Origin of the sequence: Collinsella sp. D33t1_170424_A12 (genome assembly GCF_015554865.1) — a bacterium.
Classification (GTDB): Bacteria; Actinomycetota; Coriobacteriia; order Coriobacteriales; family Coriobacteriaceae; genus Collinsella.
Genome location: NZ_JADNJJ010000127.1, coordinates 1 through 15,746 on the forward strand (window position 1 = coordinate 1; position 15,746 = coordinate 15,746).

The 15,746-nt window shown below is 62.8% G+C and carries 7 protein-coding genes, 2 tRNA genes and 1 pseudogene; 2 read left to right on the top strand and 8 right to left on the bottom strand.

Annotated elements, in window-relative coordinates:
• Nucleotides 1-236 (top strand): annotated as a pseudogene (locus I2E26_RS05570) (hypothetical protein); the annotation flags it as partial.
• 170 nt (nt 237-406) lie between these two features.
• On the opposite strand, the gene typA reads toward I2E26_RS05570, so the two are convergent.
• From typA to I2E26_RS05590, 4 genes are all read right to left on the bottom strand, one after another.
• Complete coding sequence (typA, locus tag I2E26_RS05575) at nt 407-2,236, bottom strand: translational GTPase TypA (protein WP_195419938.1); 1,830 nt, start codon at nt 2,234-2,236, stop codon at nt 407-409.
• A 90-nt stretch (nt 2,237-2,326) separates the two neighbouring features.
• Entirely contained in the window at nt 2,327-2,794 is a 468-nt protein-coding gene (locus I2E26_RS05580) for a hypothetical protein (protein WP_147587736.1), read from the bottom strand.
• Nucleotides 2,795-3,044: 250 nt separating this feature from the next.
• Nucleotides 3,045-3,120: transfer RNA gene (locus I2E26_RS05585), tRNA-Ala, on the bottom strand.
• Nucleotides 3,121-3,181: 61 nt separating this feature from the next.
• Nucleotides 3,182-3,258, bottom strand: a tRNA-Ile gene (locus tag I2E26_RS05590).
• Nucleotides 3,259-3,512: 254 nt separating this feature from the next.
• Here I2E26_RS05590 and I2E26_RS05595 point away from each other — a divergent pair.
• Complete coding sequence (locus tag I2E26_RS05595) at nt 3,513-4,013, top strand: bifunctional nuclease family protein (RefSeq protein WP_147587737.1); 501 nt, start codon at nt 3,513-3,515, stop codon at nt 4,011-4,013.
• A gap of 134 nt (nt 4,014-4,147) precedes the next feature.
• Here I2E26_RS05595 and I2E26_RS05600 read toward each other — a convergent pair whose 3' ends face one another.
• The 4 genes from I2E26_RS05600 to I2E26_RS05615 form a co-directional block, all read right to left on the bottom strand.
• Nucleotides 4,148-6,622: a glycoside hydrolase family 3 C-terminal domain-containing protein gene (locus I2E26_RS05600; RefSeq protein WP_195419939.1), complete on the bottom strand. Its 2,475-nt coding sequence runs from the start codon at nt 6,620-6,622 to the stop codon at nt 4,148-4,150.
• 155 nt (nt 6,623-6,777) lie between these two features.
• Nucleotides 6,778-11,601 carry a discoidin domain-containing protein gene (locus tag I2E26_RS05605; protein WP_195419940.1) on the bottom strand — a complete coding sequence of 1,608 codons (4,824 nt, stop codon included), beginning with the start codon at nt 11,599-11,601 and terminating at the stop codon, nt 6,778-6,780.
• 346 nt (nt 11,602-11,947) lie between these two features.
• Nucleotides 11,948-14,689 carry a DNA gyrase subunit A gene (gene gyrA, locus I2E26_RS05610; RefSeq protein WP_195419941.1) on the bottom strand — a complete coding sequence of 914 codons (2,742 nt, stop codon included), beginning with the start codon at nt 14,687-14,689 and terminating at the stop codon, nt 11,948-11,950.
• Nucleotides 14,690-14,854: 165 nt separating this feature from the next.
• A partial coding sequence (locus I2E26_RS05615) for a toprim domain-containing protein (RefSeq protein WP_229056447.1) occupies nt 14,855-15,746 on the bottom strand: 892 nt, incomplete at its 5' end.

Consider the following 15,746-nt stretch of genomic DNA (forward strand, 5'->3'; position numbering starts at 1 on the left):
AGCCGCTGTGCATCTCCAAGCCGATCGCCCTCGTCGCGTGCGTCGCCGTGACCATGGGTCTACGCTGGCTTTCCCTGCGCTTCAACATCCTATCTCCCACCGAGGTCAACCTCTCCAAGGTCAAGGAACCCATCAAGAAGGTCGCCAACAGCACCAGATCGCTTGGCAGCAAGGTTATCAAACAAGCAGCTCCGGGGCCCCGCAGCAGCACCTCCCGGAAAACGCGCAAACACTAACACGCGGCCCAGCAATCAGCTTGGGGACGCACCACGCGTTCGCACGGCATGGGTGCCCTGCAACCCCCGCACAAAAAGACGGGTAACTCGGATGTATCTCCAAGTTACCCGTCTCTCTCATCTAGATTCAGGATGCGCGCGGGGCGCAAACCCAACCGCGGCGCGGGACCCTACTTCATAGCGCGGGCGGCCGCCTTCTTGCGGTCGATAGCGTTGAGCAGACGCTTGCGCAGGCGGATATTCTTCGGCGTGATCTCGACCAGCTCGTCATCGACGATGTACTCGAGCGCCTCCTCCAGGGAGAACGTGCGCGGCGGCACCAGCTGGATGGAGATATCGGACGTCGAGGAACGCTGGTTGCCCAGGTTCTTCGTACGGGCGATGTTGACGACCATGTCGCCGGGCTGGTTGCGCTCGCCCACGAGCATGCCCTCATAGCACTCGGTGCCGGGCTCGACGAACAGGCTGCCGCGCTCCTGCAACGTACCCAGTGCGTAGGCAACGGCCTTCTCGGTGGTCATGGAGATCATAGCGCCGTTCTTGCGCGCGCCGATCTCGCCCGCGTAGGGACCGTACTCCAGGAAGGTGTGGTAGAAAACGCCTTCGCCATGCGTGACGTTGAGGACGCGGTTCTTCAGACCCATGATGCCGCGCGTGGGGATTCGGAACTCGATATGCGTGACGGTCGAGCCGGGCTGCATGTTGGTCATGGTGCCGCCCGCGTTGCCGAAGACCTCGATGACCTTGCCGGCGTACTCGTCCGGGCACTCCACGACGGCCTGCTCGATAGGCTCCTGCACGTTGCCGCCCTCGTCCTTCTTGAACAGCACGCGCGGACGACCGACCTGGAACTCGTAGCCCTCGCGGCGCAGCGTCTCCATAAGAACGGAGAGATGCAGAATACCGCGGCCCGAGACCTCGACGCCGCTCTTGTCGGGCAGCTCCTCGATGCGCATGGTCACGTTGTTCTCGCGCTCGGTGAACAGGCGCTCCTTCAGCTGGCGCGCGCCCACGATGTCGCCATCGCGGCCGACCAGCGGAGAGGTGGAAGCCTCGAACACGATGGACAGCGTAGGCGGATCGATCTCGATGGGATCGAGCTCGACGGGGTTCTCGGGATCGGTGTAGACGTCGCCGATATCGGTGCTCTCGATGCCGACCACGGCGGCGATGTCGCCGGCGCCCACTTCCTTGCACTCGGTACGGCCCAGATAGTCGAACGTGAAGAGCTGCTTGACCGTGGCCATGGCGCGCTCGCCGCTGTTCTTGACCACCAGGATGCTATCGCCCTGGCGAACGGTACCCGAGAACACGCGGCCGATGCCGATGCGGCCCACGAAGTTGGAGTGGTCGATGGTCACGCACTGCATGGCAAGCGGACCGTCCACATCGACATCGGGAGCGGGCAGCTCGTCCACGATCATGTCGAGCAGCGGATACATGTCCATGTTGTCGTCGGCCGGGTCGAGACGGGCATAGCCGTTCACACCGGACGCGTAGACCACGTGCTCCATGGCAAACTCGAGCTGCTCATCCGAAGCGCCCAGGTCGGCCATGAGGTCGAGGCAGTCGTTGAACGCGCGCTCGGGGTCGGCGCCGGGGCGGTCGATCTTGTTGATGACAACCATGATGGACAGACCGGTATCGATGGCGTGGCGCAGAACGAAACGGGTCTGGGGCATGGGGCCCTCGAACGCGTCCACGAGCAGCAGGGCGCCGTCGGCCATGCGGAGCACGCGCTCGACCTCGCCGCCGAAGTCGGCATGGCCAGGGGTGTCGAGCACGTTGATCTTGATGCCCTTGTACTCGATGGAGATGTTCTTGGCGAGAATGGTGATGCCGCGCTCGCGCTCCTGGTCGTTCGAGTCGAGCACGCGGTCCTCGACCTGCTGGTTGGCACGGAATGCGTCCGTGGCACGCAGCAGTTTGTCGACCATGGTGGTCTTGCCGTGGTCGACGTGGGCGATGATGGCGATGTTCCTCAGGTTATCAACGCGCATGTATTGGTCCTCGTTTCAGTTGTAACGATAACGTATGAGAATTAGGCGGGCGGTAGGTTTTCCGCCGTAACCGCTCAATTTTAACCACTCTTAGACGAGGAGGGGCTCTTCTCCTGCAGGTTCAGGCTCGCTCCACATGAAGTTCTCGCCCTGGCCGATACCCTTCACCAAGGTGAAGGCGGAATACGCGCTGGGCGCGCCCGACTCGCCGAAGATCGTGATCAGGGCGTCGTTGTACGCGCCGTCCATCCCCTGCACGCAGCCGAGATAGAGAATCGCGTAGCGCACGGCCCTGCCGACGCTATCCTCGGGCGAGCCGTTCTTCGCGGCATCGGACACGAACGTGCCAGCCGCTTCGAGGCACACCTCGTCGCCGTCCTCGGAAAACGCCACGGCCGCGCGATTGCCCTCGGCATCCTCGATGCACGCAACGACCCCGGGGTCTTCGCCTTCGGATAGCGAGAAGAGGAACTCGTCGATCATGTCGCACGACATGCGGTCCAATTCGGGTGAAACGAATCCCGGCTGTCCGGCCTGCTGCTGTTGTTCTGCGGCCATATCTCTCCTTGCACGCTGCTCATGGCAATCGCCCGCGGCGATCCGCCGAAGGCGAGCATTCTTTACAATCATCGAGAACTATAGTGCATTGCAGCCGCGATACACGTCGACTACGTGCGGTTTATCCAGAAAGCACAGCCATCTTGCCACCGCTCAATTTAGGGACAGGCACCAATCTGAGAGGCGCGGCCCCATGCGCCGGGACTATATAAAAGAAAAGGCACCCTTGCGGATGCCTCATCAGATTCAATGGTGGAGGTTAGGGGGATCGAACCCCTGACCTCAGGCTTGCAAAGCCCGCGCTCTCCCAGCTGAGCTAAACCCCCAGTAATAAACACCCCAGCGGCGACTCTGCTCTCGCTGGGGTGTCTATTGCGAAAGAAAATGTGGTGGACCTGACAAGATTCGAACTTGTGACCTCCCGGTTATCAGCCGGACGCTCTAACCAACTGAGCTACAGGTCCTTTGCACTTGTCCTATAATACAGACGACCCCCTCCTCTTGCAAGCATGAATTTGAAAAAAGTTTTGATTTCTTTTGATTTGTGCTTCTACCTGGTCTTTTGCTGATTTGTACGCCAAGATGCCGTGTCTCTTTTCTATTGCAGCCGTAAAAGGGGACGTTCTCGCCCCCGCTTTGTAAGCGATTGAGTACTATTGCTATCCGTCTTGAGCGAGGGCTCGAGACAACGAGCCGTAGTCACTTTGGAGGCGCCCGCATGATCCGCGTCGATATCGAATCCATCATCATGGCCGCTGGACCCGTCCCGTCCATCATCGTCCTGCGCGAGCGCAGCCACGACCAGATCGGCGAGGCCGACCGACGTGCCCTTTCGATTCAAACGGGATCATTCGAAGCGGCCGCCCTGGGACGCAGCATCGAACACGTCGAGAGCCCGCGCCCCGTCACGCATGGACTCATGAACGATATCGTCGACAAGCTCGACGCGACCGTCGCACGCGTCGAGATCAACGACGTCGACGCCCCCGTCTTCTATTCCACTATCATCCTGTCCCAAGGCGGCAGCGAGGAGATCAAGGTCGATGCGCGGCCCAGCGACGCCCTCGCCCTCGCCGTACGCTCGCGCGCACCCATCTTCGTTGAGGACGACGTGATGAACCGCGCGGGGAGCACCGCCGTCCGCAGTGCGGAAAGCAACGAAGCCGAATTCGAGCGCTTCGATGAGTTCGTGCAGACGCTCTCGCCCGAAGACTTCTAAAAAGAGCGAAGCAGCAGAGCCAACCCCATGCGTCACAAGCGCGCCGCACCCCATCCTGGGCGCGGCGCGCTTTCATTATGCCCCGAGCCCCGCGCCATCCCCGCCGCCCGTGAACGACCCTGGCACACGGCGCCTTATGACCGGAAGCGCTGTGCCGCCAGCTCGCGACGGGCCTTCAGCCAAAATGCAACGATGCGCCGCAGCCCCCGTAGGTAGCAGCCGTTCAGCATGAACACGAGCCCCTCGACTGTGCGCATCGACACGCCGCTCGACGTGAGCGAGCGCAGGGGCATATCCGCCACGATTTCGCTGATCATCTCGCGCGTCTGCCCTTCGACCTCGGCCATGGGCTTCCTCATAACACGGTCGATCAAGCGCAGCGCAAGCCTGCCAAACGGGCTCGCGTTTATATCCGCCACCGTCGAGTCGATGGTGAACGGAGTAACCTGTCGACGCGGGGGCAGAACAAGACCCGGCAGGCTTGCAAACGCCTCATCATCGAACGCCCCGGGACGCGGGTGGATATAGGCGTCGTCAACGGGCGCGAGCATCTCGGCGGAAAGCTCGGCCGGCGCGACCACGTCCCCCGCGAGCGAAGGCCCTGCAACCAGGTCGAGCCGTATGCACGCGCGCACGTCACGAGACGACGATGCCACCCGGAGCTCATAGCGACCCGCCAGAACGCGCCAGTCGCCCGCGCCCGCATCCCACACGCGCAGGGCCTCGCGCTCGACAGGCAGACGCACCGTCGCGGCTTCCCCCGCGGCGAGCTCGACGCTTGCAAACGACGCCAGACGTTGGCGCTCGCGGTACACCGGACTATCCTGCGCGGCGACATACAGCTGCACCACGTCGCGGGCAGGGCAATCGCCCGTGTTCCGCACCCGGCACACCACCTGCCACGCACCGTCTGCCTCTACAAGCTCGGCATCCTCGTATGCAAACGACGAATACGAAAGACCGTGTCCGAATGGATACGCGGGCTCGACGCCGGCTGCATCATAGAATCGATAGCCGTTCAGCACGCTCTCGCGGTAGCGCACCTCGTTATCGAAATCGGGGAATGCGGCACCCAGCGGGGTGTCCTCCAAACGAGCGGGCCACGTCTCGGCCAGCTTTCCAGATGGCGACACCGCTCCCAGCAGCAGATCGGCCAAGGCGGCACCGCCGCGGCATCCCGCGAGATACGCCAACAGAATGGCATCCACGCGATGCCGCCACGGCAGCTCCATGGGAGCCCCGCCCTGCAACACCACCACGCAGCGTGGCGCCGCGGCCGCCACGCGCTCTATAAGCTCGTTCATACCGCGCGGCATCACCATGAGCTTACGGTCGAATCCCTCCGATTCGAAACAGTCGGGGAGGCCCGCGACCACCACGGCCACATCGCTCGCGGCAGCCGTCTCCACCGCCTCCCCCACCAGCTCGGACGACGTCGCCCCCGATGCACGGTCGTATCCGCGCGCATACGAAACCGCGCAGCCACGGTCGTTGAGCTCGTCATATAGGTTATCGAGGGCAACAGGGTTGATCTTGGAAGAACCCGCGCCCTGATAGCGCGGCTCGACCGCGAACTCGCCGATCAACGCGATGCGAGCGGAAGGCGCCAGCGGCAGCGCCCCATCGTTTTCCAACAGCACCGCGCTGCGAGCGGCGGCGCGCCGGGCGAGCTCGAGCCCGGATACCGCAACGGGAAGGGTCTGTTCGGCAGCGGTCGATCGGCCGTTCGCGCGGGACGCGGCATCGTGCACGCGCGACGCCAGCCGCACCACGCGCATCGCGGCCACATCCACAGATTCCTGCGGCAGCCGCCCCTCCGCCACCGCCTCTTCGAGCGTTGCCGCGTAGTCGTCGCGCGGACCGGGCATGCACAGGTCGAGACCGGCGGCGACAGACGACGTCACGTCGCTCACCGCACCCCAATCGCTGATGCATACGCCGTCGAAGCCCCATTCGCCACGCAGGACATCGTGAAGCAACCACGGATGCTCCGAACAGTACGTTCCGTTCAGGCGGTTATACGCGGTCATCACGCTCCATGGAGCCGAGCGGCGCACGATGCGCTCGAACGGCGCCAGGTACACCTCACGCAGAGCGCGCTCGTCCACCACCGAGTTGGAGACCTGGCGGGCATGCTCTTGATTATTGGCGGCGAAATGCTTTACGCACGCGGCGACGCCGGTGCCCTGAATTCCGCGAACCATGGCCGCACCCAGTTCGCCCGCAAGCAGCGGATCCTCGCTGAAGTACTCGAAATTCCTACCGCACAGGGGGCTGCGCTTCATGTTGACGCCGGGACCAAGCACCACGTGTACACCCTGATCGCGCGCTTCCTCGCCGATCGCACGGCCCACTTCCTCGACAAGCTCGACGTCGAACGAACAGGCCAGCGCGCTCGCTGTGGGATAGCACACGGCGAGATCGCTCGCGTTGATACCCAGGTGATCGGCCGCACCGGTTTGATGGCGCAGTCCATGGGGCCCATCCGACATCTCAACGGCAGGCAGCCCATGTTCGGGAAAGGCGACCGTCGACCAATGGTTCGCACCCGCCAGCAGCGATGCGCGCTCATGCGGCGTCATCGCCGCCACGATTCCGTCGACATCCATGGCGTCTCCCGTCTCCTCGATCCTCACTCGCCTTGTTATACCCAGCGCCATGAAAAAGGCGGGGCGCATGTCATCTGCGCCCCGCCCGGCTTGGGTGTATGTCTCAACCGCGCGCGATGGCCGGCAAGCCCATCCCGCCGGTATCCAGCCCCACCTTACTTGGCTGCCCGGCGCCTTACTATCGCCGCAGCACCAAGGCAAAATACCGCTGCGGCGGCTACGGCACCGACCGCGGCCAGCTGGACATCGCCCGACTGCGGGATAGCGTCGCCCGTGCCATCAGCGCCGGGGCGAGACCCCTGCTGCTCACCTTCGGGCTTCTGACCCTGTCCCGAATCGGGAGCGGGGCCCGGTTGCGGATCGGGGTTCGGCTCGGGATCGGGCTTCGGGCCCGGTTCGGGCTCTGGATTCGGATCAGGCTCGGGTTCGGGCTTCGGGTCCGGATCGGGATCGGGCTCCGGCTCGGGCTTCGGATCGGGATCCGGCTTCGGACCCTGATCCGACTTCAACGCCTCATAGGCCGCGGCGAGGGAAGCGCGGGCGTCGTCGACCCGCTGCTGCGTGGCAGCTTCGTCGGCAAGGACATCCTGCGCGGCTGCCAGCGCCCGCTGGAACGCCTTGACCACGGACTCGGTCTTTCCCTCGGTCTGTGCCTTCACGGCATCATCGACGAGCGCCTGCAGGGCGGTCTTGTCTACCTGCGGCTCAGGAACCTTTGTGCTATACGCCTCGAGCTCCGTCAAACCGCCGTGGTAACCGCCCCATTCCGAAATCCACTTGCTCAGCCCCTCGTATTTGATGTAGCGCGCCTGTACGGGATCGAACGCAACGGAAGCCTCGACATCCTTGCCCTCGGGACGGCCGCTTACACCGTTCCTTTCGTGCAGCACCTCGTGCCATGTCTTCCCGTCTTCGGACACCAGTACCTTGTACTCCGGACAGCTTTCAAAGAAGAACAGCTTCACCAGGTCGAATGTGCGAACCGCGCCCAAGTCGACAACTGCCCACGTCGTCTGCGTGCCCGGATCGAAGGAAACGCGGGCTCCGGGATCACCCTTCACCCCGTCGGTAAGCGCTGCGGGATAGAATTTGGTTCCACCGACGCCGTCATCCTCCAGCTTAGACGTAGTGACGTCGCACTCGAGGGCGATATTTGCGGTCGCCTCGCCTGTCTTGAGCTCGGGATTTACAACCATCAAGTCATCTACCTGGCACTTAACACCGTCGAACATCTTCGCGGTGGGAAGAAGACTGGTCGAGCTCTCGTCCACCGGCTTATTCGGATTACCCGGCAGCCGCTCGACGGTGCAGGCAGCCTTATGTCGAACGCCATCGATTTCAAGGTAGCTGAACTGACGATCGCTGCTCAACTTCACCTGTGCCCAATCGCCCACCGGCAGCTGTGCGTCGAACACGAACGTGTAGCCCTCGGCACGATCGAACTGCACGCTGTGGCCAGAGTCGGCCGGACGGAAGCCATCGCGCTTGAATCCGATTTTGCCAGTACCGTCGATATTCAGGTACACCGTACCGTCGGGACCCTCCAGTAGCTTGGTATTAGCAGCCGGCTGTTCCATGAGCCTTACCTCGAACGAGGCCTCGTACGGAAAGCCGATGCTCTCGATCGGGAGCGCCATCGATCCAGTGCCATCGAACGTGGCTACGGTATCGCCTTCCGCCGCCTTCTCCAAAGTTACCCCCTGGAGAGCGGCGTCGAGGTGATTTGCCGTGGCGTCAAACGCCGTGGCACCTTCCACGCGCTCGAAATCGATGTCCACGAGTTCCTGCGTGGCCGAGTTCACCTTGCGTGCGGGGTTCGAGCCGCCCGCAATATCACGGAACAGGCTGTCGCGACGTGCAAACGAGGCATACGTCTGCCCCTTGGCAGCGGGGCCGTCCCACGTCTTCTCGGCCACGATGGTGGCGCCGTTCTGGAAACGCATAAACGTATCGAACATCGAGAATCCCGTATTCGACGTGCCGTGGTCGTTCCAAATAAGGAAATTCGCACCCAGCACCTGCGGATGGCCGAGCGGCATGACGTTCTTCATGGTGCCGGCGGCATCAAACTGGTTCACATCCCAGTTGTTGTACAGCCTGGCATGATTGAGCGCGTCCGTGTACTCCTGGCCCCCGGGAACGATATACAGGTTGTAACCGTTCGAATTTATGAGGTCGTAGCCGTAATCGGCCATCTGCTGGGCGCTCAAGGTTTTTTCCCACTCGGCAGAAGACGCCCAGATGTTGCATTGCGAGCCCGGGAGAGCCTCCTCCACGCCGGCGGGCAGGCCGGAGTTATTCAAGAACGCACCCCAGAAGCGCATCGTGGCTCCCTTGGCATGCAAGTGCTCGCTCAGCTCGTACACGTAATCGTTAAGCTGTTCGCTCGTCCCCGCATAGTATTCATCGGTTCCAATATGGACCACCGGGTTGCGGATTACCGGGTCATCGCCATCCAGCATCTCGTCGAACAGGCCCTTGATGGTCTCGACCGTCTGACGATCGGAGATGTCGAGATGCTCCCCATCGGGCGCCATCTTGATTCCGGGGACATCGCGGAATGCTCGCGCATGGCCGGGCGTTTCGATCTCGGATACGACCGATACGCCCCAATCCGCGGCGGCGTCCTGGAAGTCCTTATACTCCTGTTTCGTGTAGAACAGGTCTGTAGAAGTAAGGTTCTTCAGATCGCTCTCAAGACGGAACGACTTGTAATCCTGGTCCGCCTTATCGTTCAGATGAATATGGAAGTCGTTCATCTTGAACCAGGCCATATACCTCGCCATCTCTTCAAGGTATTCGATGGGGTAGGCCATGCGCGAGGCGTCCAGCATGGCGCCGCGAACCTTGTAGGCGGGATAATCGCGGGCGGTGCCGCAAGGGATGTTGACATGGTCGCGATCGGCATAGAGCGCCTGGACCGTCGATATGGCACCGTACAGCAAACCGGTCTTCTGCGGAGCGCGCACCGTCACGGCATCGCCCACGTCCAGCAGATAGCCCTCGGCGCCGAGCTCGGAGAGCTTTCCATCGATTATCAGCGCGATATCACCCGGCCTGGGATCGCCGGTACGGATCTCAACGCTCCGCTTGAGCACGTCCTTGAAGAACACGGCCATTTTATCGGCCACGTTCCGCTCGACTTCGGTGTTCGCAACGATGGTTGTCGTGGACACGAGCTTGAACGTGCCCGCGGCACCCTTCCATTCACGCAGCGCGGGCAAGACCGTGGGAGCCTTGTTGTCGCCATCCTCAGCCTGATACCTGCCGGGCACATCGATCTGCACATTGTAGTCCGCAAGCGAGAAATCCGCGGGGTCGCTGGTCGAAACCGCCTTGTATACCAGATTCACCGTGGTGTCGATGAGCGGTTGATGCACCTTGCCATCCAAGCCCACAACCGGCTCCCGATCGGATCCCCCTATGACCACTCGGTACTTAGGGGTATTGGAGTCGGGCAGTACAACCCTACCGTCGCGGATGACGGGATCCTTATCGCGCATAAGCTCCAAAAGCGTGTCGGGGTCCGAAACCTCCTCGATCGATACGGCGCATGCCGTGCTCTCGGCCGTAAAATCCCTGCCGTCGCGAGCATTCTTCACCTTTACGGTGTAGATACCGGCATCCCCATCCTTGATATCCTCAAGTACCAATGTCCTCGCGCTATTCGGCAGGGCCTTGCCGTCCTTCTTCCACTCATACGTCACGGTTCCGGGATTGCCCACCAGCGCGTCCACGGAGAGTTCGAGGCGGCCGCCGCGATAGACCTTCTGCTCGGCAGGGAGATCCTTGATGAAATAGGGAGTATCGGGGTCGATGTCCTTCTCGACTCCGTTGGCCGTCACCCCGGAAACGAACAGCCAGCCTGCATGCTCGATCTCGAATCGAACGAACCGCGCCGTCACCGCATCTCCTGTGATGCGGGCGGTACGGACCCCTTCCCTGCCATCGGGTTGGTCAACAGCGCCGAACTGATGAAACGCCTTGCCGTCGGCTGAGTAGCTCGCCTTAATCGAATGCGGGGCGCCTATCCCCGCCGCAGGGTAGACCAGATAGGCCAGGCCCATCTCGTCGATCTCGCACGGCATTCCGAGGTCCACCTGAACAAAGCGGGGCGACCCTTCGCCGGCAAAGCCGACCCACGCGGCATCGCGGAAATCCTCCGGGCCGACCACGCCGTCGGTAAGCTCGCGATCATCCGAGTCGGGATAGCTCGTCACACCGTTTTCCACATAGGGGTCGGACTTGGTATACACCGCGTTGAGCGCGCGGTTTCCATACGCGGCATCCGGCGTCTCGCCAGCAGGCGCGCCAAAGACCTCGACCTCGGACAGAAACAGGCCCACGCTCCATCCCTGGATGGAGACCTTCACCTTGGATGCGCGGACAGGTTTCCATTCATTGCGATGGGTGTAGCACGAGCGCGTGTCCGCCTGGTAGGGCAGACGGTCTTCTCTGGTCATGATGTCGTGCCATGCACCCCGCTCATCCTGATAGGACACCGCATAATGCCGGATGCCCCAGATGAAGTCCTGCACGTCGTTCCACGCCCACCCATGCAGGGCGAAGCCGCTCACCTCACAGGGTTCACCCAAGTCGATGGTGAATGACTGGTGCTGCTCCGAATCGATCTTGTAGCCGACAAGGTCGGTGCTGTTCTCGTACTGCGCGTCGTCCCTGTGAATCGCGCCGTCGGTCAGCATCCCGCCGCGGTCAGCGTATGACTTGCCATGGGCCTCGTATACGGCAGCGCCCTCGACAACATACGATTTGCCGCGGGCGACGTTCACCGCCGCCGCGCGCTTCGCGGCGGCATTCGCCTTCTTGGCGCGTGGCGCAACGCTCGCGGCCGCCCGCACGGCAGCAGGACTTCGGAATTGGAATTGGGACTCGGCATAGGACGCGGCGCCAAAGCCGCCCAGCACCGAACAGGCGATGGCAGCGGCGACCGCAGCCTTCCTGAACGTGGAATTCCCCATTCTCACACCCCTTCTCACAATCATCCCGCGGCAGCCCGACGCCGCCGGCGAGAAACTACATAGCTTTTTCAACCGTAGGCGGTTTGAAAATGCTACCGATAGGCCCATTCGACCAGTGGAACGCGGTGCGAGATGAGCGGCTTGCGAGAAAATCCCATGTAATAGGGTGTGTTTATATAAAACGTTCGTTCGTGGAGGATTTGTGAGGTACCTTATATGTCGTAGGGAGAACCCCGTTTCCTCCACTGGCGGTAGACGCCCCTCCCACCGAAGCGCCATGAAAAAGGCGGGGCGCATATCATCTGCGCCCCGCCCGGCTTGGGTGTATGTCGAGCTGCCCGACGCCCTACTCGTCGAGCGAACCCTCCGCCGCCTCGCCATCGCGGGCGTCGCCGGCATCGTCGGCCTCGGGTGCGGCCGCATCGACAGCAAGGTCTTCTGGCTCCGCATCTTCATCGGACGCGGCGTCCTTCTTCTCGCTGTCCATACGCGCCACCGCCGTCACGCGGTCGCCCTCGTCTACGCTCATCATCTTGACGCCCTGCGTGGCACGGCCGGTCTGCGAGATCTCGGCCGTCTTCACGCGAAGGACCGTTGCGCCCTCGGTGATGATGAACAGCTCGTGCTGCGGTCCAACCACCTTCATCGCGGCCAGCTGGCCCTTGTGTTCGGTCATATGGATGGTGAAGACGCCCTGGCCGCCGCGGTTCTGCTCGGGATAATCGGCAACCGGCGTGCGCTTGCCGTAGCCGCGCTCGGTCACGACCACCAGGTCGCCCGAACCGTTGGAGATCTCCATGCCCAGAACCTCGACGCCGTCCTTCATGCCGATACCGCGCACGCCGCTCGTGTCGCGGCCCGTCGCGCGCACCTGGTCCTCGGTGAAAACGATCGCCTTGCCGGCGGTGGTGGCCATGATGACCTTATCGCCTTCGCACACACGGCGGACGTCGAGCAGACGGTCGCCGTCCTTGAGGTTGATGGCGATGAGGCCGTCGCGGCGGCTGCGGTCGTAGGCGCTCATCACGGTCTTCTTCACCATACCGTTGGCCGTGGCGAACATGAGGTACTCGTCGTCGGGGAACTCGCGGCAGGAGATGACGCTCGCGATCTTCTCGCCCTCTTCGAAGGGCAGCAGGTTCACGATGGCGGTGCCGCGGGCCTGGCGCGTGCCCTCGGGAAGCTCGTGCACCTTGAGGCGGTACACCTTGCCGCGCGTGGAGAAGAACAGCACGTACTCATGGGTGCTGGCGATGAACATCTCGTCGATGACGTCGTCTTCCTTAAGGTTGACGCCGCTCACGCCCTTGCCGCCGCGCTTCTGGGAACGATAGCTCGCCACCGGGATGCGCTTCACGTATCCGGTATGCGTGATGGTGACGACCATGTCCTCATCGGCGATGAGGTCCTCCACATCCAGGTCGCGGCCGGCGTTGGTGATCTGGGTGCGGCGCGGATCGCCGAACTTCTTGCCGATCTCGCGCATCTCCTCCTTGATGACGCCCAGGATCTTCTCCTCGTGCGCCAGCAAGTCCTCGTAGTAGGCGATAGCGCGGCGCAGGCCGTCGAGCTCGCCCTCGATCTTGTCGCGCTCCAGGCCGGTGAGTCGGCGGAGCTTCATCTCGAGGATGGCGGTGGTCTGCTCCGGCGTGAAGCCGAAGCGCTCGATCAGGCGCGCGCTGGCCTCGGCATCCGTTTGGGAGGATCGGATGATCGAGATGACCTCGTCGATATGGTCGAGCGCCATGAGGTAGCCCTCGAGGATGTGCGCGCGGGCGCGGGCCTTCTTCAGGTCGAAGCGCGTGCGGCGAGTCACCACGTCGACCTGGTGGTCGATGTAGTGGCGCAAAACCTCGGTGAGCGACAGGCACTTGGGCACGCCGTTCACCAGCGCGAGCGTGTTGACGCCGAAGGTGTTCTGCAACGAGGTGAACTTGTACAGGTTGTTGAGCACGACCTCGGGGATAACGCCCTTCTTGAGCTCGATGACCAGGCGGATGCCCTTCTGGTTGGACTCGTCGCGCATATCCGAGATGCCCTCGATGCGCTTCTCGTTGACCAGCTGGGCGATCTTCTCCTGCAGCGACCCCTTGTTCACCTGATAGGGAATCTCGGTGAACACGAGGCGGCTACGGCCCGTCTTGGTAGTCTCGATATGGGCCTTCGCGCGCACCGTGATGGAGCCGCGGCCGGTCTCGTACGCCTTGCGGATACCGTCGGTACCCATGATGAGGGCGCCGGTGGGGAAGTCGGGGCCGGGCAGGAACTGCATGAGCTCCGCGACCGTGGCATCGGGGTTGTCGATGAGGCGGCACGTCGCCTCGATGACCTCGTTGAGGTTGTGCGGCGGGATGTTGGTCGCCATACCCACGGCGATGCCCGAACTGCCATTGACCAGCAGGTTAGGGAAGCGGGCGGGCAGGACCTTGGGCTCGGCCAGGGACTCGTCGTAGTTGGGACCCCAGTCGACCGTGTCCTTCTGCAGGTCGCGCAGCAGCTCCATGGCGGGTTTTGCCAGGCGGCTCTCGGTGTAACGCATGGCCGCCGCGGAGTCGCCGTCGATGTTGCCGAAGTTGCCATGGCCATCGATGAGCGGGGTGCGCATGGAGAACCACTGGGCCAGGCGGACCATGGTTTCGTACACCGCGAAGTCACCATGCGGATGGTACTTACCGATAACTTCGCCGACGGTCCAGGCGGACTTCTTATGCGGGCGGTTGGGGAAGATGCCGCTCTCGTTCATCGCGTACAGGATGCGGCGGTGCACCGGCTTGAGGCCGTCGCGCACGTCCGGCAGGGCGCGGGCAGTGATAACCGACATCGAGTATTCGATGAAGGACTGCTTCATCTCCTGGCCGAACTCCGAGATCTGCAGCGAGCCGCCGTTGATGTCCTCACCGGCGCTCTCTCCACGGTCCACGACGCCGAAGCTCTCCTCGAGCTCCTCGTCATCGTTCTCCTCGTCGTCCTCGGACTCGGCGTCGGGGTCGTACCCCGCCTCCTCGCCCTCCTCGGCACGAGCCAGCAGGCGCTTCAGGTCGTCGGGCATGCCAGCCGTCTCCTCCGAGCCCAGCTCCTCGTTATTCATATCGTCAGCCACGTGCTCTCCTTACTCGTGGTCGCAGAAACAAATGACCATCGCTGGTCCAAGCGGTTTTCCAGGTGCCGCAGATTGGGGCGAAAGAGAAGGGCGCGCGCTTGCATGCGGCGCCCGACGATTGAGCCCCAAAACGCGGTGCTCGGGAAAGCGCGACTAGGCGTCCAGGAACCTGGCGTCGTGCGCGTGCTTCTCGATATAGGCGCGGCGGAATTCCACCTGGTTGCCCATCAACTCGCGAACGGCGCGGTCGGCGATGACCGCGTCCTCGATGGTCACGCGCTGCAGGATGCGGGTCTTGGGATCCATGGTGGTGCTGGCCAGCTGCTTGGGGTCCATCTCGCCCAGGCCCTTATAGCGCTGGACGGTATAGCCCTTTCGCTTCTTGGTGACCTTGCCGGCAGCATCCTCGTCGCCATCGTCGGGATTGAGGCCCAGGCTCACGATGGTATCGCGCAGGATCTCCTCCTCCGGCTGGCGGCCGTTGGGGTAGACGTAGTGGATCTTGTTGCGCACCTTCACGCCGAAGATGGGCGGGCAGGCCACGTACACGTAGCCGGCATCGATGAGCGGGCGCATGTACTTGTAGAAGAACGTGAGCAGCAGGATGCGGATGTGGGCGCCGTCGACGTCTGCATCGGTCATGATGATGATCTTGTGGTAGCGGGCCTTGGTGATGTCGAAATCGCCGCCGTCGCCGGTGCCGTTGGTGACGCCGCAGCCGATGGCGGTGATGAGCGACTGGATGGTATCGCTGGAAAAGGCGCGATGGTCGCCCACGCGCTCCACGTTCAAGATCTTGCCGCGCAGGGGCAGGATCGCCTGGATGTCTCGGCGTCGGCCGTCCTTTGCAGAACCGCCTGCCGAGTCGCCCTCGACGATGAAGAGCTCGGTCAGCTCGGGGTTGCGCTCCGAGCAGTCGGCCAACTTACCGGGAAGGCTCGCCGTCTCGAGCAGGCTCTTGCGGCGCGTCGCCTCGCGCGCCTTGCGGGCGGCGTTGCGAGCCTTGCTGGCCTGCTGGGCCTTCTTGATGATCTCGCGCGCCTGC

Coding starts and splice junctions, on each gene's coding strand:
- typA (WP_195419938.1), bottom strand. CDS start 2,236: ATGCGCGTTGATAACCTGAGGAACATCGCCATCATCGCCCACGTCGAC.
- I2E26_RS05580 (WP_147587736.1), bottom strand. CDS start 2,794: ATGGCCGCAGAACAACAGCAGCAGGCCGGACAGCCGGGATTCGTTTCA.
- I2E26_RS05595 (WP_147587737.1), top strand. CDS start 3,513: ATGATCCGCGTCGATATCGAATCCATCATCATGGCCGCTGGACCCGTC.
- I2E26_RS05600 (WP_195419939.1), bottom strand. CDS start 6,622: ATGGATGTCGACGGAATCGTGGCGGCGATGACGCCGCATGAGCGCGCA.
- I2E26_RS05605 (WP_195419940.1), bottom strand. CDS start 11,601: ATGGGGAATTCCACGTTCAGGAAGGCTGCGGTCGCCGCTGCCATCGCC.
- gyrA (WP_195419941.1), bottom strand. CDS start 14,689: ATGAATAACGAGGAGCTGGGCTCGGAGGAGACGGCTGGCATGCCCGAC.